The organism is Streptomyces sp. NPDC003943, from assembly GCF_053605265.1.
Genome location: NZ_JBSGIW010000023.1, coordinates 1 through 22,540 on the forward strand (window position 1 = coordinate 1; position 22,540 = coordinate 22,540).

The following is a 22,540-nucleotide window of genomic DNA, read 5'->3' on the forward strand; positions in this document are numbered from 1 at the left end:
CCGTACGCGCCCGGACCGGGCGGCCCCGGCGGGCCGTACCACCCGGGTCCGGGCGGGCCCGGTGGCCCGGGGGGTCCCTGGGGCCCGCTCCCGCCCGAGCCGCCGAACCGGCGCCGCGGTCTCGTCGCGGGCTGCGCCGTCTGGCTCGGCCTGGCCTGCACCTGCCAGATGTGCTGCGGCACCTTCGAGGACCCGTGGAGCCGGCAGCGCCGCGAGGGCCTGTGCTCCCAGTGCGACTGCTGCGACGCCTGCGAAGGCTGTGGCGAGTGCTGCGACTGCTGCGGCAACTGCTCGTCCTGCTGTGACGGGTGCGACGGCTGTGACGGGTGCGACTGCGGCTGCGACTGCTGACTCACTTCGCCGGCGCCGGGATCTCGGGCGGGGAGATGCGTGACTCGGCGATGCCCGAGGCGGTCACGCCCCATTTCCGCAGGATGCGGTCGTAGCTGCCGTCCGCCTTCAGGCCGTTCACGGCGGCCTGGAAGGCGGGGGCGAGCGGGGTGCCCTTCTTGAAGGCGAAGCCGACGTCGAGACGGCGGTACTCGTTCAGGAACTTCGTGCCCGGCTGCTGCCTCACGGCGTAACGGAGGCCGTTGATGGTGCTCATGACGACGTCGGTGCGGCCCTGCTGGAGGGACATCCAGATCGCGGCCGTGTCGTTGTAGACGTTCACCTCGTACGGCTGCTTGCCGGCCGCCGCGCAGCGGCCCTTGTTCCGTTCCAGGGTCTGCTCGAACGTGGTGCCCGCGCCGGTGCCCACCCGCAGGCCGCAGAGCTGGGTGAGGTCGGTGACGGCGGTCAGCCCGCTGTCGGCGCGGGCGGCGAAGCCCTGGCCGTCGTTGATGTAGGTGACGAAGTCGATGGTCTTGCGGCGCTCCTCCGTGACGCCGAAGTTGCCCGTGCCGACGTCGTACCTGCCGCTGCCGAGCGCCGGCAGGATCGTCTCGAACGCGGCCACCTCGCGCTTCGGCTCCAGGCCGAGCGCCCTGGCGACGGCGCCCGCGATGTCGGCGTCCAGACCGACGACGGTCTTCCCGTCGGGCAGATAGGCGTTGCCGGGCGGGGTGCCGACGGCGGTGGCGAGGGTCAGGGTGCCGCGCTGCCGCACGTCGGCGGGGAGCAGCTTCGCCGCGGCCTCGTTCTTCCGCACGCCCGACACCACGTCCTCGGTCGGCAGCGCGTCCGGAGCGCCGGCCTTCCCGGCGGCGCCGGCCGGGGCGGTCACCGGCTCGCCGGACCCGCAGGCGGTGAGGGCGAGCGCGGCGACGGTGATCAGCGCGAACGCGAGGGAGTTGCGTGAGATGCTCATGGGTTCGGGTTCTCCAGGTGCTTCTCGAACGGCAGCGACCCGAGCGACTCGGGATCGGCGTCGACGTCGAAGAGGGGGCGGTAGCCGGTGGCCAGGTAGAGGGCGCGCGCCTCGGGCTGACGCGGACCGGTGGTCAGATGGATCCGGGTGTAGCCGCGGTCGGCGGCCTCCCTCTCCAGGACGGTCAGGACCCGGCGGGCGAGACCGCGTCTGCGGTGCCCCGAGTCGGTCCAGATCCTCTTGAGTTCGGCGGTGGTGTCGTCGTAACGGCGGTACGCGCCGCCCGCCACCGGCCGTCCCTGCTCCAGGAGCAGCAGGAACGCGCCGCGCGGCGGCACGAACTCCTCGGCCGGATAGCTGTGCAGGTCGTCGGAGGTGCCGTAACGGGTCGTGTACTCGTGCGTCAGCTCGTCGAAGAGCGGACGCGCCAGGGGGTCGGTGGTCGTGGTCCGGTGCACGGACAGCACAGAGCTCATGACGGTCCTTCAGGCGAAGGTGAAAGAAGAGCGCAGGCGGCAGCGAGGGGCTCTGCTCAGGTACTCACGGGTGTGCGCAGGCGAAGGCGCCGCGGAGAAGGGCACGCGGGCAGGGAGGAGCAGGGGGTCGGCTCAACAGGAAGAGGACCACACACGACCGAGGTCGATGTGGGAGCGCGTGACCAGCCACTGCTGCGGATGCATGGCCCAAGTGGAACAGGCATGCGTTTTCCCGTCAACCACGATGAGACGAACGGCTCATCATCCGGACGCACTTGACAGCCCGCCGTCCGCCCGGCGTAGCTTGAGGACGCGGACCGTGCTGAGGGGCTCGGGTCCGCGGCTCACCGTGCACTGAAGGCGCCTCCCGTGTTCGATCCGTCTCTGGAATCCACGGAGCCTTCGCCATGTCCGCGATCCTCGCCAAAGCCCCCGCTCCCGCGCCGGCGCCACCCGAACCGGCGCTCCGCATCGTCCCCGCCCGCCGCGCCGGCCAGTGGACCGCCGCCGGCGCCGTCCTCGTCCTGGCCGCGCTCGCGCTCTGGTCCGTCGCCACCAACCGGGCCTTCCAGTGGGACGTGGTCGGCGACTGGTTCACCTCCACCGCCGTGCTGCGCGGCCTCGGTCTCACCCTGTGGCTGACCGCCCTCGTGATGGCCCTCGGCTTCGTCCTCGGCACCCTGCTCGCCGTCCTCAGACTCTCCGCCAACCCCGTGCTGCGCGCGGTCAGCTGGGCCTACGTCTGGTTCTTCCGCTCCACGCCGATCCTGGTCCAGCTGCTGTTCTGGTTCAACATCGGCGCCCTCTACCCGACCGTCCTCGGCATCCACACGGTCAACCTGCTCGGCCCGGTCTCCGTCGCCGTCATCGGCCTCACCCTCCACGAGGCCGCCTACGCCGCCGAGGTCGTCCGCGGCGGTGTCCTCTCCGTCGACCGCGGCCAGATCGAGGCCGCCCAGTCCCTCGGCCTCGGCCGGTGGCGCCGGCTCACCCGGATCGTGCTGCCGCAGGCCATGAAGTCGATCGTGCCGCCCGCCGGGAACATGCTGATCGGCACCCTCAAGGGCACCTCGATCGTCTCCGTCATCGCCGTCCAGGACCTGCTCTACTCCACCCAGCTCGTCTACCACCGCACCTACCAGGTCATCCCGCTGCTCCTGGTCGCCACCCTCTGGTACGTCCTGGTCACCTCGGTCCTGAGCGTCGGCCAGCACTACGTCGAGAAGCACTACGCACGCGGCACGGGCGGCCCGCGATGAGCGCCGGACGCCGCTCGGTCGTCATCGTCGGCGCCGGCCCCCGCGGCACCGGCTTCCTCGAACGGCTCGCCGCCAACCTGCCCGAGCTGTACGGGGACGAGCCCCTGGACGTCCATCTCGTCGACCCGCACCCGGCCGGCCCCGGCCGGATCTGGCGCACCGCCCAGTCCCCGCTGCTCTGGATGAACTCCCGGGCCGACGACGTCACCATGTTCACCGACGAGACCGTGGAACTCGAAGGCCCGGTACGGCCCGGGCCCACCCTCGCCGACTGGGCCGGCCTCGACGGCGCGACCTTCCCGAGCCGCCCCCAGCAGGGCGCGTATCTGCGCTGGGTCCACGAGCGGGCCCGCGCCGCCCTGCCCGCCACCGTCACCGTGCACGAACACCGCACCACCGCCCAGCGCGTGACCGGGCCGCGCGACGGACGCCAGCGGGTCTGGCTGGCCGGCCGCGCCGCACCGCTCCACGCCGACCTCGTCGTCCTCACCCTCGGCCACCTCGACGCCCGCCCCGACGAACGGCAGCGCGAATTCGCCGCCTTCGCCGCCCGGCACGGCCTGGTCCATCTGCCGCCCGACTTCACCGCCGACGCCGACCTGTCCGCCCTCCCGGCCCGGGAACCGGTCCTGGTCCGCGGCTTCGGACTCGGCTTCGTCGACCTGATGGTGCTGCTCACCGAGGGGCGCGGCGGGCGGTACGAGGAGGCTCCCGGAGACCCGGACCGGCTGGTGTACGTCCCGTCCGGCCAGGAACCCGTGCTGTACGTCGGATCGCGCCGCGGAGTCCCGTACCACTCCAAGATCGGCTACGAGCTCGACGGCGAACGCCCGCCGCTGCCCCGCTTCTTCGGCCCCGCCGAGGTCGACGCGCTCCTGGCGTCCGGCGGACCGCCCGACTTCCGGCGCGACGTGTGGCCGCTCGTCGCCAAGGAGCTGGGCTGGGCCCACTACCACCGGCTCTTCGCCGCCCACCCCGAGCGGACCGCGCTCGCCTGGACCGACTTCGAGGAGAAGTACGCGGCCGCCGCGCCGACCGGCCCGGAACTCGACGCCCTCGTCGTCGCCGCCGTCCCCGACCCGGCCGACCGTCTCGACCTGGACGCCCTCGACCGGCCGCTCGCCGGCGTGCGGTACGCCACGGCCGACGCCCTCCAAGAGGGCCTGCGTCAGTACGTCGCCGACGACCTGGCCCGCCGCCACGACCCCGCGCACAGCACCGACCTGGCCGTCTTCGGCGCCCTGCTCTCCGTCTACGGGCAGCTGGCCCGGCTCGGCGACCTTGGCCCGGGCGGCACCTGGTGGCACGGCTTCTTCAGCTACCTCGCCTCCGGCCCGCCCGGACCCCGGCTGCGGCAGCTCCGCGCGCTCTCCGAAGCCGGGATCGTCCGCTTCCTCGGCGCCGACGTCACCGTCGAGACCGACGAGGAGCGGGGCGTCTTCCGGGCCGCCTCGCCGAGCCTGCCGGGGGAGTGGACCGAGGCCCGCGCCCTCGTCGAGGCCCGGCTCCCCGACCCCACGGTCACCCGGACCGCGAGCCCGCTGCTCCAGGCGCTGCACGAGGACGGGGCCCGGGCCACCGAGGCCGGGCTGCTCGCCGTCGACCCCGACGACGGACGGGTCCTCGGGCGCGACGGACGCCCGCATCCGCGCCGCTTCGCGCTCGGCCCGCACACCACGTCCCGGGCCGGCGCGGCCTTCACCCGGCCCCGTACCGGCGGCCTCGCCTTCCGCCAGAACGACCGGACCGCGCGGACCGCGCTCACGCTCCTGCACGACCTGTCCTCCTGTACGGCGGACGCGTCGGCATACCTCAGCGTCTGAACCCCCTTTCCTCCTCCGCGTCTTCTTGGGGTACCTCCATGTCTCTCACCAGCGATCCACCCGTCGGGCTCGCCCCGGCGAACGTCCCGGCGGCCGACGCGACGGCCGCCCCCGCCCTGCTCAAGGTCGTGCCCGTGCGCCGGCCCTGGCGCTGGCCGGCCGTCGCCGCCACCGCCGTCGTCCTCGCCCAGTTCCTGCACGGACTGGTCACCAACCCCGGCTGGGAATGGGACGTCTTCGCCCGCTACGTCACCGCGGACGCCATCCTCCGGTCCGTGTGGGTCACCCTCCAGCTCACCTTCTACGGCACCGTGCTCGGCTTCGCCCTCGGGATCGTGCTCGCCTTCATGCGCCTGTCGGCCAGCCCGTTCCTGCGGGCCGTCGCCTTCGGCTACATCTGGGCCTTCCGCTCGATCCCGCTCATCGTCCAGCTGCTCTTCTGGTTCAACCTGGCCTATCTCTACAAGGAGCTGAGCCTCGGCGTCCCCTTCGGGCCGCGCCTCTGGTCCTTCGACACGATGGGCCTGGTCGGCGCGATGAGCGCGGCCGTCCTCGGGCTCGCCCTGCACCAGGCGGCGTACGCGGCGGAGATCGTCCGCGGCGGGGTGCTCGCCGTGGACGGCGGCCAGCTGGAGGCGGCGGCCGCGCTCGGCATCCCGCGGCTGCGGCAGCTGCGGCGGATCGTGCTGCCGCAGGCGATGCGCTCGATCCTGCCCAACGCCGCCAACGAGATCATCTCGCTCTTCAAGGGCACCTCGATCGTCTCCGTCATGGCGATCGGCGAGCTCTTCTACCAGGTGCAGGTCGTCTACGGCCGCAACGGGCGGGTCGTCCCGCTCCTGATGGTCGCCACCGCCTGGTACGTCCTCCTGACCACGGCGCTGTCCGTCGTCCAGCACTACGTCGAACGTCACTACGCGAAGGGGAGCACCCGATGAGCACCGCGGTCGCGGACATCACCGAGTCCGACGTCAAGGTCCGCCTCCGGGCCGTGCGCAAGAGCTTCGGCGCCGTCGAGGTGCTGCGCGGCATCGACCTCGACGTGCGCCCCGGCGAGGTCACCGTCGTCCTCGGCCCGTCCGGCTCCGGCAAGTCCACCCTGCTGCGCACCATCAACCATCTGGAGAAGGTCGACAGCGGCACCATCAGCGTCGACGGCACCCTCGTCGGCTACCGGCGTTCCGGCGACAAGCTGTACGAGCTGCGCGAACGGGAGATCCTCCGGCAGCGCACCCGGATCGGCTTCGTCTTCCAGAACTTCCACCTCTTCCCGCACCTCACCGTCCTGGAGAACATCACCGAGGCCCCGGTCTCCGCCCTGAAACGCCCCCGCAAGGAGGCCGAGGCGACCGCCCTCGCCCTGCTCGACCGGGTCGGTCTCGCCGACAAGGCCCGGGCCTATCCGAAGCAGCTGTCCGGCGGGCAGCAGCAGCGGGTGGCCATCGCCCGCGCGCTCGCCCTCGAACCGGGCCTGCTGCTCTTCGACGAACCGACGTCCGCGCTCGACCCGGAGCTGGTCGGCGAGGTCCTCGACGTGATCAAGGACCTGGCCGCCGCCGGCACCACCATGATCGTCGTCACGCACGAGATCGGCTTCGCGCGCGAGGTCGCCGACACGGTCGTCTTCATGGACGGCGGCCTGATCGTCGAGCAGGGCCCGCCCGCCGAGGTGCTGGACAGCCCGCGCCACGAACGCACCCGCGCCTTCCTCTCCAAGGTCCTGTGAACCCTCCCCCTCGAAGGAGTCCCGCCATGCAGACCCGTCGCACCCTCCTCACCGCCCTCGCCTCGCTCACCGCCCTCGGCCTGCTCACCGCATGCGGCGCGAGCGACGCCGCCACCGACGCCGTCGGCGACCAGGTCGCGCCCGACGGGGAGAAGGGCGGCGGCACCACCATCAACCTCGGCCCCGACCAGAAGCGCGTCCACACCGGCAAGGCCGACGCGATCGCCGCCAAGCTGCCGGCGGCCGTCCGCGCCCGCGGCACGCTCCGGATCGGCGTGTCCACCAACAGCTCGCCGCCGCTCTCCTTCTACGCCACCGACGACAGAACCCCGATCGGCGTCGAGCTCGACCTCGCCACGCTGGTCGCCGACACCCTCGGGGTGAAGCCGGAGTTCGACCCGGTCTCCTGGGAGAACCTCTTCGTCGGCCTCGACAGCGGCAAGTTCGACGCCGTCTTCTCCAACGTGACGGTGACGGAGGAGCGCAAGGACAAGTACGACTTCGCCACCTACCGCCTCGACGACCTGGCCTTCGAGGCGAAGAAGGGCTCCGGCTGGAAGGTCGCCGGCCCCGCCGACGTCGCCGGGAGGACCATCGCGGTCGGCTCCGGCACCAACCAGGAGAAGATCCTGGTCGACTGGAGCCGGCAGAACGAGAAGGCCGGCCGCAAGCCCGTGGACATCAAGTACTTCCAGAACCAGACCGACTCCTACTTCGCGATCCAGTCCGGCCGCATCGACGCCTACCTCGGCCCGAACCCGACCGCCGCCTACCACGTCGCCTCCGCCGGCCAGACCGAGGTCGTCGGGAAGTTCTCGGGCGCCGGCGCCCACCTCCAGGGCAAGATCGCCGCCACGACGAAGAAGGACAGCGGCCTCGTCGCCGCCTACCAGGCCGCCCTGAACCACATCATCGAGAACGGCACGTACGCACAGGTCCTGGAGCGGTGGGGGCTCAGCGGCGAGGCGGTGCCCTCGTCCGAGATCAACCCGCCCGGTCTGCCCCGCACCGGGAACTGACCTGTGGAAAGGTGACACACCATGAGTACGGATGCATCCCAGGACTGGCAGCACTGGCACGAACAGCGCGTCGCCGCCGTCGCCTCGTCGTACGGGCCGCTCTCGCTGACCGGCACGTACTGGCTCGCGGACTACCCGGACGGGCGAATTCCGGACGTTCCCGGAGAGTGGCGGGCGGACGGCGCCGAGGTGGTCCTCACGGCGGGCGCGGAGGACGCGGTGACCGTCGACGGCAAGCCGCTGATCGGCACCGTCCGGCTGACCACCGACCATCCGCCGATTCACACGTCACGGGCCGAGTCGGCCGGGCGGCGCCTCGTCGTGCTGCGCCGCGAGGGGGAGTGGGCGGTACGGGACTTCGACCCCGAGTCGGCGGCGCGGCGCGCCTTCCAGGGCATCGAGGCCACCCCGTACGACGAGCAGTGGGTGCGGCCCGGCGTGTTCCGGCCGTACGCGGAGGACCGGCACGTCCGGGTGGAGAACGCGGACGGCAAGGAGCGCGGGCTCGGGCTCGCCGGGGAGCTGGTCTTCGACCTGCACGGCGCCGAGCACAGCCTCCAGGTGGCGGTGGAGGACGACGGCACGCTGTGGGCGGTCTTCGCGGACGCCACCAGCGGACGGGACAGCTACCGCTTCCGCTTCCTGCGGCCGCCGGCGCCGGCCGCGGACGGCACGGTGACGGTGGACTTCAACCGGGCGCTGCTGCCGCCGTGCGCGTTCGTGCCGCACTTCATCTGCCCGTTCCCGCCGCCGGGGAACACGCTGGACACGGCGATCGCGGCGGGGGAGCGGCGGGTCGTCGGGGGCTGATCCGGGGCGGTGCGGGCGGCGCGGCGGTACGGGGGCCGCGCCGCCCGCGCGCGTGCGGCGACGCCGTCGACGGGAGGTGCGGATGGTACAGGCGGTCTTGTGCGCGCCTCCCGGAAGGGCCACTATCACTCGCGGTGCATGTCAGGAACACGTCACCTGACGGTGCCTCATGGGCCCGCCACCCACGGGCCCCTCCGCCGTTTCCCGAAGGAGAACAGTGAGGACCACGCGCATCCGACTGCTCGCCGTCGCCGCCGCCGTCGCGGCCGCCACCGCCCTCGGTCTGCCCGGAGCCCAGGCCGCCCCCACCCCCGGACCGGCGAGCGCCCAGGCGCTCGCCCGCGCCGACGCCGCCGTACTGAAGGCGGACGTCGGCGGCACCGCCTGGTACGTCGACCAGGCCACCGGCAGAGTCGTCGTCACCGCCGACTCCACCGTCTCGCAGGCCGACCTGGCCAAGATCAAGCGCCAGGCCGGCGCCGACGCCGGCGCGCTGCGCATCGAGCGCGCTCCCGGTGTCTTCAAGCCCCTGCTCGGCGCGGGCGACGCCATCTACGGTGGCGGCTACCGCTGTTCGCTCGGCTTCAACGTGGTCAGCGGCAGCACGTACTACTTCCTCACCGCCGGACACTGCGGCAACGTCGCCAAGACCTGGTACACCAACTCGGCCCAGTCCACGCTGATCGGCGCCACCATCGGGTCGAACTTCCCCGGCGACGACTTCGCCCTCGTCCGCTACGACAACACGTCGCTCAGCCACCCCGGCGGCTACAGCGCCGCCGACGCCTACGTCGGCGAGTCCGTCAAGCGCACCGGCTCCACCACCGGTACCCACGGCGGCACGGTCACCGCTCTCAACGCCACCGTCCACTACTCCAGCGGCGGCACCGTGAAGGGCCTCATCCAGACCAACGTCTGCGCCGAGCCCGGCGACTCCGGCGGCCCGCTCTACGACGGCACCAAGGCGCTCGGCATCACCTCGGGCGGCAGCGGCGACTGCCGGACCGGCGGCACCACGTTCTTCCAGCCGGTGCCGGAGGCGCTCGCCAAGTACGGCGTCAGCGTGTACTGAGCGTTCGCACACCTGCCCCACTCGCTTGGCCAACTCGCTTGACTCGCTTGGCAGTTGGAGGGCCGTACGGCCGAAAGGCGCCCTTGCGGCGCGACGCCGTACGGCCCGAGACTCCCCCACAGCGCCGGCCCGGACCGCCCCGGGCTGCGCCTCACGGGCCCGACACCCCACCGCGGGCCCCCGATTCCCCTCTGGAGGAACGAGAAGTGAGGACCACGCGCACCACCCCCACGCGCAACACCCGCAACACCCGGATGCTCGCCATCGCGGCCGGCCTCGCCGCCGCCGCGGCGCTCGCCGTCCCCACCGCGAACGCGACCCCCGCCCCCGTCTTCGGCGCCGAGCAGCTCACCGCCGCCAGCGACGCCGTGCTCACCGCCGACGTGGCCGGCACCGCCTGGCGCGTCGACCCGGCGACGAAGACGGTGATCGTGACCGCCGACGCCACGGTCTCGCAGGCCGACCTCGCCAAGATCAAGCGCCAGGCCGGCGCCAACGCGGGCGCCCTGCGCATCGAGCGCACCGCCGGCAAGTTCAACAAGCTGATCTCCGGCGGCGACGCCATCTACGCCAGCAGCTGGCGCTGCTCGCTCGGCTTCAACGTCAAGGACAGCGCGGGCAACTACTACTTCCTCACCGCAGGTCACTGCACCGACGGCGCGGGCACCTGGTGGGCCGACTCCTCGCACGCCACCGTGCTCGGCAGCACCGCCGGATCGAGCTTCCCGGGCAACGACTACGGCATCGTGCGCTACACCAACAGCTCGGTGACCAAGTCCGGCACGGTCGGCAGCGTCGACATCACCGGCGCCGCCAACGCCACCGTCGGCATGTCCGTCACCCGCCGCGGCTCCACCACCGGCATCCACGGCGGCACGGTCACCGGCCTCAACGCGACCGTGAACTACGGCGGCGGCGACATCGTCTACGGTCTGATCCAGACCAACGTCTGCGCCGAGCCCGGTGACTCCGGCGGCCCGCTCTACTCCGGCTCCAAGGCCATCGGCCTCACCTCGGGCGGCAGCGGCAACTGCAGCTCCGGCGGCACGACGTTCTTCCAGCCGGTGACGGAGGCGCTCAGCGCGTACGGCGTCAGCGTGTACTGACGCTCAGCGGGTACTGACCGCGCACGGCTGAGGCCCCCCGCCGCGGCGGGGGGCCTCAGCCCTGTCCGTACGGGCTACGGGCGGGCCTCGCCGAAGTCGCCTGCCGCGCCCGCCGCGCCGCCCTCTCCGACCTCCCCGGCGATCGGCTCGGCCGCCGTCCTCCGCGTCAGCGAGGACATCACCAGCGTCACGGCCGTGCCGAGGACCGCCCAGGCCGACAGGACCAGCATCGAGGCGGTCATGTCGTTGCCCTTGAAGTACGCGATCGAGCGGGCCGACCAGGTGCCGGCGCCCGGTGGCAGGCCCGGGCCGATCGTCTTCCAGAACGGCGGCAGCATCGGCAGCGGGAAGGCGCCGCCCGCGCTGGGATTGCCGGCGACCACGATGAGCAGGATCGCCAGGCCGATGCCGACGATCCCGAAGACCGACTGCAGGGCCAGGGTGGCCGCGCCGACCGCGAAGACCACGAGCGTGCCGAGCCCCCACAGGGCGGCGACGCTGCCCGGCAGGGCGCCGAGGATCGGGCCGACGATGATCGCGCCGCCGAGGCCGCCGAGCACCGAGTAGAGCGCGAGCACCCCGAGCCGGATGATCGCCCGGTGCGTGTTGGCGGGCCGGGAGCCGGCGCTGATCGCCAGGATCGCGGCGCAGATGTAGCCGCCGACGCACCAGCCGACGACCAGGTAGAAGGCGGAGAGCCCGTCGAAGTCCTGCGGTGAGGCCGGGGCCACGTCGACGGTCCGGACGGCGCGCCGGTTGGCCGCCTCCAGCCGGGTGAACATCTTCTCCAGCGTGGCCGAGAGCACGGTGCCGCCGCCGGAGGCGACGAGCAGGGTGTCGGTGCGGCCCGCCGGGTCGACGATCAGGGCTCCGTCGATGTCCCGGTTCAGGATCTGGTCCCGCGCCGCGTCGGCGCTCGCGACCGGGCGCGGGTCGAGCGGGTCGCCGGGCAGCTTGCTCAGGTCGCCCATGAGGACGGTGGACACCTGATGGGGAGCGACCACGCCGAAGGGCACGTCCGTGGGCTTCGGATTGTGCAGGGCCCCGACGTACGAGGTGATGAACAGGAGCTGGAGGGCGAAGACGCCGACGACCAGCAGGGCTGCTCGGGGGGTGACGGCGCTCTTCAGTTCGTCGACGAGGCTCATGCCCCCCAGGCTCGGGGGAGGCCGGTGCCGACGCAGGCGGGCGGGGGCCGTACGGATGACGTCACACGCTTATCGTACGGGCGTTCGAAAATGAGCTACGCTGGGTGTGAGGGGGTGGGAACGTACGTACGAATTCGAGTGGGACGCGGGAGGTGCGCATGCCGGGGTTCACGCATCTGCACACCGCGTCGGGCTTCTCCATCCGCTACGGCGCCTCCCATCCGGCCCGCCTCGCCGCCCGCGCGGCCGAGCGCGGCATGGACGCCCTCGCCCTGACCGACCGCGACACCCTCGCGGGCGCGGTCCGCTTCGCCAAGGCGTGCGAGAAGGAAGGGGGTCGCCCGCTCTTCGGGGTGGACCTCGGGTACGAGCCGTTCCCGGCCGCCGGCGCGCACGACCCCGACGGTCCGGGCTCCGCGCGGCGCGTGCCCGTGCCCGTGCGCGGCGGCGCCTTCGTCGACGAGTCCGCGCCCCGCGCCGTCTTCCTCGCCCGCTCCCGCACCGGCTGGGCCGAGCTCTGCGCGCTCGTCACCGCCGCCCACGCGCACGCGGGGGAGGGGCGGCCCGTGCTGCCCCGGTCCGCGAACCGCGGCGACGAGCTCTTCGTCCTGCTCGGCCCCGGATCCGACATCGGGCGCGCCCTCGCCGCCGGCCGCCCCGACCGGGCCGCGCGGCTGCTCGCGCCCTGGCGGGAGCGGTACGGGGCCGCGCTGTGCCTGGAGGTCGTGGACCACGGGCGGCCCGGCACCGGGGCCGGTTCGCTGCGGCTCGCCGCCCGCACCCTCGGCTTCGCCGCCGAGCAGGGCGTGCGGCCCGTGCTCGGCAACGAGGTCCGGTACGCCGATCCCGGCCAGGGACCCGTCGCCGACGTCCTCGACGCCGCCCGCCGGCTCGTCCCCGTCGACCCGCGCGGCGGGCTCGACAGCGGGGAGGCGTGGCTCAAGGGCGCCGACGAGATGCTGACCGTCGCCGAGCGGGTCGTGGCGGCCGCGGGCTTCCGGCGGGAGGCCGCGTACCGCCTCCTGGAGCGGACCGCGGAGGTCGCCGCGGCCTGTGTGGTCGACCCCGAGGACGACCTCGGGATGGGCTCCGCGCACTTCCCCGAGCCGTACCTCGTCGGCGCCGCCCACCGCACCGCCCAGCGCGTGCTCGCCTCCCGGGCCGCCGCCGGCATGCTCCTCAAGGGCTACGACCGCCGCCCCGACCGGCGCGTCTACTGGGACCGGATGCACCACGAGCTCGACATCATCGCCCACCACGGATTCGCCAGCTACTTCCTGACGGTCGCTCAAGTCGTCGACGACGTACGGGACATGGGCATCCGGGTGGCCGCCCGCGGCTCCGGCGCCGGCTCCCTCGTCAACCACCTCCTCGGCATCGCCCACGCCGACCCCGTCGAGCACGGCCTGCTGATGGAACGCTTCCTGTCGAAGCGCCGCACCGAACTGCCCGACATCGACATCGACGTCGAGTCCGCCCGCCGCCTGGAGGTCTACCGCGCGATCATCGACCGCTTCGGCACCGAACGGGTCGCCACCGTCGCCATGCCCGAGACCTACCGGGTCCGCCACGCCGTACGGGACGTGGGCGCCGCCCTGTCCATGGACCCGGCCCGGATCGACCGGATCGCCAAGGCGTTCCCGCACATCCGCGCCCGGGACGCCCGCGCCGCCCTCGACGAACTGCCCGAACTGCGCGAGCTCAAGGCCGAACTGGCGGGCGACACCCGCTTCTGGGAGCTGGTCGAGGCCCTCGACGCGCTGCCCCGCGGCACTGCCATGCACCCCTGCGGCGTGCTCCTCTCGGACGCCTCGCTGCTCACCCGTACCCCCGTCGTGCCCACCAGCGGCGAGGGGCTGCCCATGTCGCAGTTCGACAAGGAGGACGTGGAGGACCTCGGCCTGCTCAAGCTCGACGTCCTCGGGGTGCGGATGCAGTCCGCGATGGCGCACGCCGTCGCCGAGGTCGAGCGCGCCACCGGCACCCGGCCGGACGTCGACGCCGTCCCGCCCGGCGACCCCGACACGTACGCGCTCATCCGCTCCACCGAGACCCTCGGCTGCTTCCAGATCGAGTCGCCCGGCCAGCGCGACCTGGTGGGCCGGCTCCAGCCCGAGACCTTCCACGACCTCGTCGTCGACATCTCCCTCTTCCGGCCCGGCCCGGTCGCCGCCGACATGGTCCGCCCGTTCATCGCCGCCCGGCACGGCCGCGCGCCGGTCCGCTACCCGCACCCCGACCTGGCGGACGCCCTGAAGGAGACCTACGGCGTCGTCGTCTTCCACGAGCAGATCATCGAGATCGTCAGCATCATGACCGGCTGCGGCCGCGACGAGGCCGACCAGGTGCGCCGCGGGCTCTCCCACCCCGAGGCGCAGGGCCGGATCAAGGCGTGGTTCGCGCAGCGGGCCGCGGCGCGCGGATACGACGCCGAGACCGCCGCCCGCACCTGGGAGATCGTCGAGGCGTTCGGCTCGTACGGCTTCTGCAAGGCGCACGCGGTGGCCTTCGCCGTGCCGACCTACCAGTCGGCCTGGCTCAAGGCGCACCACCCGGCCGCCTTCTACGCCGGGCTGCTCACCCACGACCCCGGCATGTACCCGAAGCGGCTGCTGCTCGCGGACGCCCGGCGGCGCGGGGTGCCCGTGCTGCCGCTCGACGTGAACCGGTCGGCGGCCGCCCACCGTATCGAACTGGTGTCCGACGGTGGCTCGGAGACCTGGGGCCTCCGGCTCGGCCTCGCCGACGTCCACGGCATCAGCGAGGCCGAGAGCGCCCGGATCGAGGCCGGACAGCCCTACGCCTCCCTGCTCGACTTCTGGGAGCGGGCCCGCCCGCGCAAACCCGTCGCCGAACGCCTCGCCCAGGTCGGCGCGCTCGACGCCTTCGGCGCCAACCGCCGCGACCTGCTCCTGCACCTGACCGAACTCCACCGCGTCCAGCGCGGCGCCGCCTCCTACGGCGGACAGCTCCCGCTCGCCCAGGGCCGCAGGACCGCCCCCGTCGGCCTGCCCGACCTCGACGAGACCGAACGGCTCAGCGCCGAACTCGGCATCCTCGGCATGGACGCCTCCCGCCACCTCATGGGCGACCACCGGGCCTTCCTGCGCGAACTCGGCGTCGTCTCCGCCGAGCGGCTGCGCTCCGCCCGGCACGGCCAGACGGTCCTGGTCGCCGGCGCCAAGGCGGCCACCCAGACCCCGCCCATCCGCTCCGGCAAGCGGGTCATCTTCACCACCCTCGACGACGGCACCGGCCTCGTCGACCTCGCCTTCTTCGACGACTCCCACGAGCGCTGCGCCCACACCGTCTTCCACTCCTGGCTGCTGCTCGTCCGGGGCGTGGTGCAGCGGCGCGGCCCGCGCAGCCTCAGCGTGGTCGGCTCCGCCGCCTGGAACCTCGCCGAGCTGGCCGAACTGCGGGAGAGCGGCGGTCTGACGGCGGTCGGGGAGCGGCTCTCCGAGGAGCCCGTGCCGGACACCTCGCCGGACACCCCCGCCGGGGACGGTGACGGTGGGCGCCGGATCACGATGCCCACCGGTTACGTGATGAACCCCTGGGCCGACCTCCAGCCGGCCGGCGAGGGCGCCGCGACACCGGCGCGGAAGCTCTGGCACAGCAGTCCGGGGAGCGCGGGATGATCCTCTGCGTACGGTTCCGCCTGGAGCCCGCGGGAGAGGTGATGCTCCCGCGACTGCTCGACCTGCTCGGCGAGTTCACGCCGGTCGTCGAGGCCGCGCCGCCCGCCGAGGCGCTCGCCGACGTGCGCGGCGCGCTGCGCTACTTCGGCTGGAGCCCGGCCGAACTCGGCTCGGTGATCCGGGTCCGGGCGCTCGCCCTGTACGGCGTCGACTGCGTCATCGGCGCCGGACCCAACCCGATGCTGGCCCGGATGGCCGCCCGCGAGGCCCGCCCCGGCACCACCCTGGTCGTCGACGACCCGGCGGACTTCCTGCGGGACCGGCCGGTCGTCGCGCTCGACGGCGTCGGCCGCGCCACCGCCCGTACCCTCTGCGGCTACGGCCTCGACTCCGTCGGCCGGGTCGCGGACGCGCCGCTCGCCGTCCTGCAGCGGCTTGTCGGCGCCAAGGTGGGCCGCGAGCTGTGGGAACGGGCCCACGGCATCGACCGCACCCCCGTCGTCCCCGGCGAGGTCTCCCGGTCCCTGGCCGCCGAACGCTCCTTCCCGCACGACGAGTTGTCCCCCGACGCCCACCGCAGGGCGCTGCTCTCGCTCACCGCCGAACTGGGCGCCCGGATGCGGACCGAGCACCAGGTGTGCCGCTCCCTCACGGTGACCGTCCGCTACGCGGACCGCACCACCTCCAGCCGCACCCGCGCCCTGCGCGAACCGACCGCCCACTCCCGCGACCTCACCGCGCTCGCGTACGCGATCCACGACTCCTTCGGCCTCCAGCGCGCCCGCGTCCGCGGCCTCGCCCTGCGCGCCGAGGGCCTCGCCCCCGCCGAACACGCCGCCCACCAGCTGACCTTCGACCCGGTCGACGACAAGGCCCGCCGCATCGAGGCGGTCGCGGACCGGGCCCGGGCCCGGTTCGGCCCGAAGGCGGTGCTGCCGGGCTCGCTGGCGGCCTGAGCGACACGGCTACTTTTTACCGACGCGTAACTTCCCGTCGACGCTACCCGTACGTAACTTGGCTGAAGCGCATCCCCACTTGTGGTCCGGACCGCAGGGCGTAGCACCCCCTCATTCCCTTGAGCCGCAAGGAGATCGCCCGATGCTGCCCAGGACACCCTGGACGAAGCGGGTCGTCAGAGCGCTGTCCGTGCTCGCGCTGACCGCCGCCGCCACCCTCGCCCCCACCGCCGCCGCACAGGCCGACACCGCCCCCAGCCGTGGCTGGAACGACTTCTCCTGCAAGCCCGCCGCCGCCCACCCCCGCCCGGTCGTGCTCGTCCACGGCACCCTGGGCAACTCGATCGACAACTGGCTGGGCCTCGCGCCCTACCTCGTCGAGCGCGGCTACTGCGTCTTCTCCCTCGACTACGGCCAGCTGCCGAACGTGCCGTTCTTCCACGGACTCGGCCCGATCGACAAGTCCGCCGAACAGCTCTCCGCGTACGTCGACCAGGTCCTCGCCGCCACCGGCGCCCCCGAGGCCGACCTCGTCGGCCACTCGCAGGGCGGCATGATGCCGCGCTACTACCTGAAGTTCCTCGGCGGAGCGGCGAAGGTCAACGCGCTCGTCGGCATCGCACCCGACAACCACGGCACCACGCTCAGCGGCCTGACCAAGCTGCTGCCGTACTTCCCCGGCGCCGAGGACCTGCTCACCTCCGCCACTCCCGGGCTCACCGACCAGATGGCCGGCTCCCCGTTCATGACCAGGCTCAACGAGGGCGGCGACACCGTGCCCGGCGTGCGGTACACGGTGATCGCCACCAAGTACGACGAGGTCGTCACGCCCTACCAGTCGGGCTGGCTGACCGGCCCGAACGTCACCAACGTGCTGCTCCAGGACCGGTGCGCGCTCGACCTGTCCGAGCACGTGGCGATCGGCACGGTGGACCGGATCGTCTTCCACGAGGTCGACAACGCCCTCGACCCGGCCCACGCGACGCCGACCACCTGCGCGTCGGTCTTCGGGTGACGCCGACTAACCCTGACGGCGGCGCGCCGTGAGGAAGAGCACGGCCGCGCCGACCGCGAGGACGGCGGCGCCGCCCACCGCCAGATACGGCGTGGCGGCGTCGCCCCCGGTCTCGGCCAGCTCCTCGCCGGAGCCGTCCGGGGCCGGGGCGGGCGCGGGCGGCGCGGTGGCGCTGCCCGGAGCGGCGGGCGCCTGCGTGGGCGAGGACGCGGGCGTGCCGGCGGGCGCCTGCGCCCGCGTGGGCGAGGACGTGGGCGTGTTCGTGTGCGTGTGGGAGGGCGCCTTCGTGGGCGCGCTCGGCGGCGGGACGGAGCCGCTGTCCTGGCCGAACACCACGTCCGAGCAGGTGTAGAAGGCCTCCGGGGAGTCCGACCGCTGCCAGATCGAGTAGATCAGGTGCCGCCCCGACTTCTTCGGCACCGTCCCCGTGAACACGTAGTCGCCGTTCTCCATCCGCGGATCGGTCACCGTCGCGAACGGCTCCGCCTCCAGGTCCGACCACTTCAGCGGCTTCGACGGGTCGTACCCGTCCTTCGTCACGTACAGCTCGAACGACCCCTTGTGCGGCGCCGTCCCCTTGTACCGGAAGGTGTGCGCACCGGAGGCCAGGCGCGTCGCCGGCCAGTCCGGGCGCGCCAGGTCGAGGCCGCGGTACTTGTCGTTCCCGGCGCTGCACAGCTTCCCGTCCGGGATCAGCTCCCGGTGCCGCCCGGCCGCGTTCCCGATGTTCACCCCGTTCCAGTCGTAGAACGCCTGCGTGCCGCTCGCGGCCACCGCCGCCCTGCACGCGTCCGACTTCGGGCTCTCCGGCCCCTCCGCGTAACAGGCCGCGACCCGGCTCACCGGATCGGTCATCGAACCGTGCGCGAGCGCGGGCGCGGCGGCGAGCCCGGACAGCAGCAGGGCGGTGGTGAGGGCGGTGGCGGTACGGCGTGGGGTCATGGGGTGACAACTCCTTCACGAGAGCGGGGTCGCCGAGGAAACTAGCCCCCGGCGGGCGCCGATTCGGCCCTCGAAGCCCCCAACCGCCCATCCTTAGGCTCGCGTTAAGGAGCCTCTAAGCGGCACCACAGACTCGGCCCGTCGTACCGTGTCGGCATGACGAACGCCCTGCCCCGTCCCGCCGTCGCCGCCGACGTGCCCGCCGTGAGAGCCGTCGTCGACGCGGCCTTCCACCACTACATCGAGCGGATCGGCCTCGTGCCGGCCCCCATGGAGGAGGACCACGCGGCGAACGTGGCGGCGGGGCGGATCTTCGTCGTCGGAGAGCCCGTGGCCGGTCTCGTCTTCGTCGTCCCCAAGCCCGGCCATCTCTACCTCGACACCATCGCCGTGCACCCCGACGCGCAGGGCACCGGCCTCGGCCGGATCCTGATGGACTGGGTCGAGCAGCGGGCGCGCGAGCTCGGCCTGCCCGAGGTGCGGCTGTTCACCAACGCGATGATGTGGGAGAACCAGAAGCTGTACGAGCGGTACGGCTACGAGGTCACCGAGCGCCGCCAGGACGGCCCGTACGACCGTATTCATTACCGTAAAGTGCTCAACTCGCCGTCGATGGGGTGAGTTTCGGACGTCCGCTGGCTGGATCCGGTATCCCTTGCGGGCGCGAAGCCCGCGCACTCCCCGCGCGATCCGCGCCCATCCGAAGGGATCCCCTCCAGTCATGCGTGTACGTCTCGCCGTCACCGCCGCAGCCGCCGGCGCCCTGCTCGCCCTCACCGCCACGACCGCCCACGCCGGGCCCGCCGACGGCCTCGCCGTCGACCCGCAGGGGACGGTCGCCGCGGACGGCACGGTCACCCTCTCCGGCTCGTACCGCTGCGACGAGGACGGCGCGGGCCCGGTCTTCGTCGCCTCCACGCTGGTCCAGGGCGACCGCTCCGCCGGCATCGGCGGCACCCAGGCCGTCTGCGACGGCCAGGTGCACACCTGGACCAACAGCGCCGTGGTGAAGGAGCCCGGCTACCACCCGGGCGAGGCGCGCGTCGAGGCCGGCCTGATGCAGCTGGACCCGACCGGGCCGCTGGGACTGCCGCTGCCGGACTTCCGCGTCCAGGAGAGCCAGGACGTGGTGCTGGAGTCCTAGCCGAGCAGGGCCACGAGTCCGTCCCGGCCCAGGGCCGCCAGCTCGTCGAGGGCGCGCACGGCGTGCCCGGCCGCCTCCGGGTCGGAGGCGGCCAGGCCGCTCGCCGCGAACTCGTCCTCGTCGAGCCGCAGCACCTCGCTGCCGTCCGCCGACACCCACAGGTCCAGGTCCAGGTCCTCGACGACCACCTCGGACCCGTCGGCGGCCACGGCGGCCGGCCGGGTCACGTCGCAGTACCAGCCCTTGAGCGTGCCGTCGCCGGAGCGGACCTCCTTCACCGCGTACCACCGGTCGCGCCAGTAGTGCTCGGTGAAGACGTCCCCCGGCTCGAAGCGCACGAAGCCGAAGTCCCGCACCCCGTCGGCCGCCCAGGGCGCGCGGACCGTCAGCCGGGCGCCGTCGTCGGCGAGCAGCTCGGCCGGGTAGCGGATCTTCGTACGCCCCGCCTTGACGAGTGCGATCTCGACCCCGGACGGGGACGGGTGCCGTTCAGCCGAACGTGCGGACATGCCGGACCTCTCTCGCGCAGATCTCGTAGCCGAACCACCGGTTGACGGCCAGCATCGGGTCGTTTCCGGCGTCGTTGCCGGTGAACGCCTCCGTGCAGCCGGCCGCCCGGGCCCGGTGCAGCGAGTCGTTCTTCACCAGCTTGGCGAGCCCCCGGCCCCGGAAGCCGGGCGCGGTGCCGGTCATGCCGGAGCCGTAGCGGCCGAGGCCGTCCGTGCGGGCCGCGGTGAAGGCGACCGGCCGCCCGTCCACCACCGCGACCGTCGACAGCTCGCGGTCGAGCGTCGGGTTCTCCCAGGTGGTGGCCAGCCAGTGCTCGTAGTCGCCGAGTTCGGTCGCCACGTCGCCCGGCTCGTCGGCCGTGGTGAGCGCGTCGAGCTCGAACAGCGGGCGCGGGTCGGCGGCGAAGTCGGCCGCCGTGCGCAGCTCGACGCCGGCCGGGGCCTCCTGGCGCGGCGGCAGCTCGGCCGTGCTCAGGTCGAGCCGCAGGAAGTAGGCGGAGCGGCTGCCGGTGTAACCGCGCCGCTCGGCGAAGGCGCGGTACGCGGGCTCGTCGAGGACCCAGCTGTAGAGCGTGGTCGCCCCGGCCTCGGTCAGGTGCTCCTCGGCGGCGCGCAGCAGCAGCGTCCCGGCGCCGCGCCCGGTGTGGTCCGGGTGGACGAAGACGTTGACGGAGCCGACGCCCGGCTCGGGCGACTCGTGGGCGAGCGACACCTCGGCGGTGCCGACGATCTCCCCGCCGATCTCGGCGACCAGCGGCCGTTCGTGTGCGTCGGGGTGGGCGTGCGCCCAGTCATGGGCCGTCTGGCGGCCGGTGGCGAGCATGTAGGGGAGGGCGGCGCGCCGGACCCGGGCATAGCCGTCGGCGTCCTCGGCGACCCCGGCACGTACATCGCGGACGATCACAGTCATGGTGCCGCACGCTAGGGGGCGGTCGGGGCCGGGCGCCTCCCATTTTCCCGCGGGACGGGTGCAGAATCGGAGGGTGCCGCTTCGAATCAGCGTGGACAACCGTTCCACTACAGCTCCGTACGAACAACTGCGCGCCCAGATCTCGGACCGCGCCCGCTCAGGGGAACTGCCCGTCGGCTTCAAGCTCCCGACGGTGCGCGGCCTCGCGGAGGACCTGGGGCTCGCGGCGAACACGGTCGCCAAGGCGTACAAGGCCCTTGAGGCGGACGGGGTGATCGAGACCCGCGGCCGCAACGGCACCTTCGTCGCCGCCGCCTCCGACGCGGCCTCCCGCCTCGCCGCGACCGCCGCCGCGGGCTATGCGACGGAGGCCCACCGGCTCGGCCTGAGCAGGGAGGAGGCCGAGTCGGCGGTCCGGGACGCGCTGCGGGCGCTGTACGAGGCCTGAGGCCGTAGCGCCCCCGGACGCCGGGGGCGCTACAGGTACAGCCCGGGGCGCGGCGCGCGCTGGTCGGGCAGCTCCGCCGCCGGCGTCCCGCGCCGCAGCGCGAACAGCTCCGCCAGCGTCGCCCCGTCCCGCCCCACGCCCTCCTCGCGGCCGAGCCACGCCACCGCCTCCGGGCGGCTGAGCGGGCCCACCTCGACGCGGGCCAGGCAGCGGCCGGGGCGCACCACGGCCGGGTGGAGGCGCTCCAGGTCCTCGTTGGTGGTGACGGCGACGAGGACGTTGCGGCCCTGGCCGAGCAGACCGTCCGTCAGGTTGAGCAGCCGGGACAGCGCCTGGCCGGCCGAGTGCTTGGCCTCGCCCCGGATCAGCTCGTCGCAGTCCTCCAGGAGCAGCAGCCGCCAGCGGCCCTTCTCCGTGCCCTCGTCCTCGCCGATCGCGATGTCCATGAGGTAGCCGACGTCGCCGAAGAGGCGCTCGGGGTCGAGGACGCAGTCGACCTGGCACCAGTCCCGCCAGGAGCGGGCCAGGGTGCGCAGGGCGGAGGTCTTGCCGGTGCCGGGCGGGCCGTGCAGGAGCAGCAGCCGGCCGGTGATGTCCTCGGGGGTGACGGCCATCAGCCGGTCCATCGCCTGCGCCACGGGAGCCGTGTAGTTGGGCCGGATCTCCTCCCAGGCGCCGGCGCCGATCCGGCGGGTGGTGCGGTGCGGGCCGCGGCGGGGTGACACGTACCAGAAGCCCATGGTCACGTTGTTCGGATGGGGTTCCGGCTCGTCGCGGGCGCCGTCGACGGCCTCCTTGAGGAGGCGTTCGGCGAGCTCCGGGTCGGTCGCGGTGACGGTGACGTCGGCGCCGCGGTTCCAGCGGGAGACGAGCACGGTCCATCCCTCGCCCTCGGCGAGCAGGGCGCTGCGGTCGTCCTCCCGCACCGCCCGCAACACCCGGGCGCCCGCGGGCAGCAGGGTCGCGTCCGGCTTCACCCGGTCCAGGGAGGTGCTGTGGGCGTGCGGCTGCTCGCCGGTGGCGAAGCGGCCGAGGAAGAGGGCGTCGACGGCGTCGGAGAGCGAGTCGTCGCCGCTGAGCCGGAGCCGGACGGGGAGGGAGTTCTCGGGCGGAGTGGCCATGGCGCCATGATCCGCCCCGGAGGCCGTTCGCGCACCGGGATTTGAGCCTCACTCAGGATCGGCTCAACTGGCTTGTTCTCGCCGGTTTCAGAGCGACTGGCGATGT

The 22,540-nt window shown here is 73.3% G+C and carries 21 protein-coding genes and 1 pseudogene; 15 read left to right on the plus strand and 7 right to left on the minus strand.

What is annotated here, in order from left to right; translation table 11 throughout:
- Positions 1-351, plus strand: a pseudogene (locus ACWEV0_RS12550) (hypothetical protein); the annotation flags it as partial.
- 1 nt (position 352) lies between these two features.
- On the opposite strand, the gene ACWEV0_RS12555 reads toward ACWEV0_RS12550, so the two are convergent.
- Together ACWEV0_RS12555 and ACWEV0_RS12560 are read right to left on the minus strand one after the other, a co-directional pair.
- On the minus strand, positions 353-1,309 hold the full coding sequence (locus ACWEV0_RS12555; protein WP_453148946.1) for an ABC transporter substrate-binding protein: 957 nt from the start codon (positions 1,307-1,309) through the stop codon (positions 353-355).
- Positions 1,306-1,785 (minus strand): GNAT family N-acetyltransferase, encoded by a 480-nt coding sequence (locus ACWEV0_RS12560; RefSeq protein WP_453148948.1) that lies wholly within the window; start codon positions 1,783-1,785, stop codon positions 1,306-1,308. The genes ACWEV0_RS12555 and ACWEV0_RS12560 overlap by 4 nt, the downstream gene beginning before the upstream one ends.
- 407 nt (positions 1,786-2,192) lie before the next feature.
- Here ACWEV0_RS12560 and ACWEV0_RS12565 point away from each other — a divergent pair, with 407 nt between their 5' ends.
- The 8 genes from ACWEV0_RS12565 (at position 2,193) to ACWEV0_RS12600 (ending at position 10,600) form a co-directional block, all read left to right on the plus strand.
- Positions 2,193-3,044, plus strand: a complete 852-nt coding sequence (locus ACWEV0_RS12565) for an amino acid ABC transporter permease (protein WP_453148949.1) — start codon at positions 2,193-2,195, stop codon at positions 3,042-3,044.
- Entirely contained in the window at positions 3,041-4,867 is a 1,827-nt protein-coding gene (locus ACWEV0_RS12570; RefSeq protein ID WP_453148951.1) for an FAD/NAD(P)-binding protein, read from the plus strand. Before ACWEV0_RS12565 ends, ACWEV0_RS12570 begins: the two co-directional genes overlap by 4 nt.
- Before the next feature lie 38 nt (positions 4,868-4,905).
- Complete coding sequence (locus tag ACWEV0_RS12575) at positions 4,906-5,805, plus strand: amino acid ABC transporter permease (protein WP_453148953.1); 900 nt, start codon at positions 4,906-4,908, stop codon at positions 5,803-5,805.
- The gene (locus ACWEV0_RS12580) at positions 5,802-6,593 is read left to right on the plus strand and encodes an amino acid ABC transporter ATP-binding protein (protein ID WP_453148955.1); all 792 of its coding nucleotides are present in this window, start codon (positions 5,802-5,804) and stop codon (positions 6,591-6,593) included. Before ACWEV0_RS12575 ends, ACWEV0_RS12580 begins: the two co-directional genes overlap by 4 nt.
- A 26-nt stretch (positions 6,594-6,619) precedes the next feature.
- A complete protein-coding gene (locus ACWEV0_RS12585) occupies positions 6,620-7,612 on the plus strand; it encodes an ABC transporter substrate-binding protein (protein WP_453148957.1) in 993 nt (330 codons plus the stop codon).
- A gap of 21 nt (positions 7,613-7,633) precedes the next feature.
- Positions 7,634-8,422 (plus strand): DUF1684 domain-containing protein, encoded by a 789-nt coding sequence (locus ACWEV0_RS12590; protein ID WP_453148959.1) that lies wholly within the window; start codon positions 7,634-7,636, stop codon positions 8,420-8,422.
- 169 nt (positions 8,423-8,591) lie between these two features.
- Entirely contained in the window at positions 8,592-9,494 is a 903-nt protein-coding gene (locus ACWEV0_RS12595; RefSeq protein WP_453148961.1) for a S1 family peptidase, read from the plus strand.
- Between the two features lie 206 nt (positions 9,495-9,700).
- Entirely contained in the window at positions 9,701-10,600 is a 900-nt protein-coding gene (locus ACWEV0_RS12600) for a S1 family peptidase (protein ID WP_453148962.1), read from the plus strand.
- A gap of 74 nt (positions 10,601-10,674) precedes the next feature.
- Here ACWEV0_RS12600 and ACWEV0_RS12605 read toward each other — a convergent pair whose 3' ends face one another.
- Entirely contained in the window at positions 10,675-11,748 is a 1,074-nt protein-coding gene (locus ACWEV0_RS12605) for a DUF3533 domain-containing protein (protein ID WP_453148964.1), read from the minus strand.
- Between the two features lie 158 nt (positions 11,749-11,906).
- Between ACWEV0_RS12605 and ACWEV0_RS12610 the strand changes: the two genes are divergently transcribed.
- The 3 genes from ACWEV0_RS12610 (at position 11,907) to ACWEV0_RS12620 (ending at position 17,360) form a co-directional block, all read left to right on the plus strand.
- Positions 11,907-15,389 (plus strand): DNA polymerase III subunit alpha, encoded by a 3,483-nt coding sequence (locus ACWEV0_RS12610; RefSeq protein WP_453148965.1) that lies wholly within the window; start codon positions 11,907-11,909, stop codon positions 15,387-15,389.
- Positions 15,386-16,345, plus strand: a complete 960-nt coding sequence (locus ACWEV0_RS12615; RefSeq protein WP_453148967.1) for a DNA polymerase Y family protein — start codon at positions 15,386-15,388, stop codon at positions 16,343-16,345. Before ACWEV0_RS12610 ends, ACWEV0_RS12615 begins: the two co-directional genes overlap by 4 nt.
- A 142-nt stretch (positions 16,346-16,487) precedes the next feature.
- Entirely contained in the window at positions 16,488-17,360 is an 873-nt protein-coding gene (locus ACWEV0_RS12620; protein WP_453148969.1) for an esterase/lipase family protein, read from the plus strand.
- A 6-nt stretch (positions 17,361-17,366) separates the two neighbouring features.
- On the opposite strand, the gene ACWEV0_RS12625 is transcribed toward ACWEV0_RS12620, so the two are convergent.
- A complete protein-coding gene (locus ACWEV0_RS12625; protein WP_453148971.1) occupies positions 17,367-18,302 on the minus strand; it encodes a lytic polysaccharide monooxygenase auxiliary activity family 9 protein in 936 nt (311 codons plus the stop codon).
- A 156-nt stretch (positions 18,303-18,458) separates the two neighbouring features.
- Between ACWEV0_RS12625 and ACWEV0_RS12630 the strand changes: the two genes are divergently transcribed.
- Complete coding sequence (locus tag ACWEV0_RS12630) at positions 18,459-18,923, plus strand: GNAT family N-acetyltransferase (RefSeq protein ID WP_453148973.1); 465 nt, start codon at positions 18,459-18,461, stop codon at positions 18,921-18,923.
- 100 nt (positions 18,924-19,023) lie between these two features.
- Entirely contained in the window at positions 19,024-19,446 is a 423-nt protein-coding gene (locus tag ACWEV0_RS12635; protein WP_453148974.1) for a DUF6299 family protein, read from the plus strand.
- Here the strand turns inward: ACWEV0_RS12635 and ACWEV0_RS12640 are convergent.
- Together ACWEV0_RS12640 and ACWEV0_RS12645 are read right to left on the minus strand one after the other, a co-directional pair.
- Positions 19,443-19,955 (minus strand): DUF402 domain-containing protein, encoded by a 513-nt coding sequence (locus ACWEV0_RS12640; protein WP_453148976.1) that lies wholly within the window; start codon positions 19,953-19,955, stop codon positions 19,443-19,445. The genes ACWEV0_RS12635 and ACWEV0_RS12640 overlap by 4 nt on opposite strands.
- Positions 19,936-20,865 carry an N-acetyltransferase family protein gene (locus ACWEV0_RS12645; RefSeq protein ID WP_453148978.1) on the minus strand — a complete coding sequence of 310 codons (930 nt, stop codon included), beginning with the start codon at positions 20,863-20,865 and terminating at the stop codon, positions 19,936-19,938. The genes ACWEV0_RS12640 and ACWEV0_RS12645 overlap by 20 nt, the downstream gene beginning before the upstream one ends.
- A gap of 73 nt (positions 20,866-20,938) precedes the next feature.
- On the opposite strand from ACWEV0_RS12645, the gene ACWEV0_RS12650 reads away from it, so the two are divergent.
- Entirely contained in the window at positions 20,939-21,313 is a 375-nt protein-coding gene (locus ACWEV0_RS12650) for a GntR family transcriptional regulator (RefSeq protein ID WP_403797319.1), read from the plus strand.
- 29 nt (positions 21,314-21,342) lie between these two features.
- On the opposite strand, the gene ACWEV0_RS12655 is transcribed toward ACWEV0_RS12650, so the two are convergent.
- Positions 21,343-22,434: a DUF5925 domain-containing protein gene (locus tag ACWEV0_RS12655; RefSeq protein WP_453148980.1), complete on the minus strand. Its 1,092-nt coding sequence runs from the start codon at positions 22,432-22,434 to the stop codon at positions 21,343-21,345.
- Positions 22,435-22,540 lie beyond the last annotated feature (106 nt).

Bases quoted from the DNA above. Each gene is read 5' to 3' on its own strand.
- ACWEV0_RS12625 (WP_453148971.1), bottom strand. From the start codon at position 18,302: ATGACCCCACGCCGTACCGCCACCGCCCTCACCACCGCCCTGCTGCTG.
- ACWEV0_RS12645 (WP_453148978.1), bottom strand. From the start codon at position 20,865: ATGACTGTGATCGTCCGCGATGTACGTGCCGGGGTCGCCGAGGACGCC.
- ACWEV0_RS12580 (WP_453148955.1), top strand. From the start codon at position 5,802: ATGAGCACCGCGGTCGCGGACATCACCGAGTCCGACGTCAAGGTCCGC.
- ACWEV0_RS12640 (WP_453148976.1), bottom strand. From the start codon at position 19,955: ATGTCCGCACGTTCGGCTGAACGGCACCCGTCCCCGTCCGGGGTCGAG.
- ACWEV0_RS12555 (WP_453148946.1), bottom strand. From the start codon at position 1,309: ATGAGCATCTCACGCAACTCCCTCGCGTTCGCGCTGATCACCGTCGCC.
- ACWEV0_RS12635 (WP_453148974.1), top strand. From the start codon at position 19,024: ATGCGTGTACGTCTCGCCGTCACCGCCGCAGCCGCCGGCGCCCTGCTC.
- ACWEV0_RS12575 (WP_453148953.1), top strand. From the start codon at position 4,906: ATGTCTCTCACCAGCGATCCACCCGTCGGGCTCGCCCCGGCGAACGTC.
- ACWEV0_RS12630 (WP_453148973.1), top strand. From the start codon at position 18,459: ATGACGAACGCCCTGCCCCGTCCCGCCGTCGCCGCCGACGTGCCCGCC.
- ACWEV0_RS12570 (WP_453148951.1), top strand. From the start codon at position 3,041: ATGAGCGCCGGACGCCGCTCGGTCGTCATCGTCGGCGCCGGCCCCCGC.
- ACWEV0_RS12655 (WP_453148980.1), bottom strand. From the start codon at position 22,434: ATGGCCACTCCGCCCGAGAACTCCCTCCCCGTCCGGCTCCGGCTCAGC.
- ACWEV0_RS12585 (WP_453148957.1), top strand. From the start codon at position 6,620: ATGCAGACCCGTCGCACCCTCCTCACCGCCCTCGCCTCGCTCACCGCC.
- ACWEV0_RS12610 (WP_453148965.1), top strand. From the start codon at position 11,907: ATGCCGGGGTTCACGCATCTGCACACCGCGTCGGGCTTCTCCATCCGC.
- ACWEV0_RS12590 (WP_453148959.1), top strand. From the start codon at position 7,634: ATGAGTACGGATGCATCCCAGGACTGGCAGCACTGGCACGAACAGCGC.
- ACWEV0_RS12565 (WP_453148949.1), top strand. From the start codon at position 2,193: ATGTCCGCGATCCTCGCCAAAGCCCCCGCTCCCGCGCCGGCGCCACCC.
- ACWEV0_RS12620 (WP_453148969.1), top strand. From the start codon at position 16,488: ATGCTGCCCAGGACACCCTGGACGAAGCGGGTCGTCAGAGCGCTGTCC.
- ACWEV0_RS12595 (WP_453148961.1), top strand. From the start codon at position 8,592: ATGGGCCCGCCACCCACGGGCCCCTCCGCCGTTTCCCGAAGGAGAACA.
- ACWEV0_RS12605 (WP_453148964.1), bottom strand. From the start codon at position 11,748: ATGAGCCTCGTCGACGAACTGAAGAGCGCCGTCACCCCCCGAGCAGCC.
- ACWEV0_RS12560 (WP_453148948.1), bottom strand. From the start codon at position 1,785: ATGAGCTCTGTGCTGTCCGTGCACCGGACCACGACCACCGACCCCCTG.
- ACWEV0_RS12615 (WP_453148967.1), top strand. From the start codon at position 15,386: ATGATCCTCTGCGTACGGTTCCGCCTGGAGCCCGCGGGAGAGGTGATG.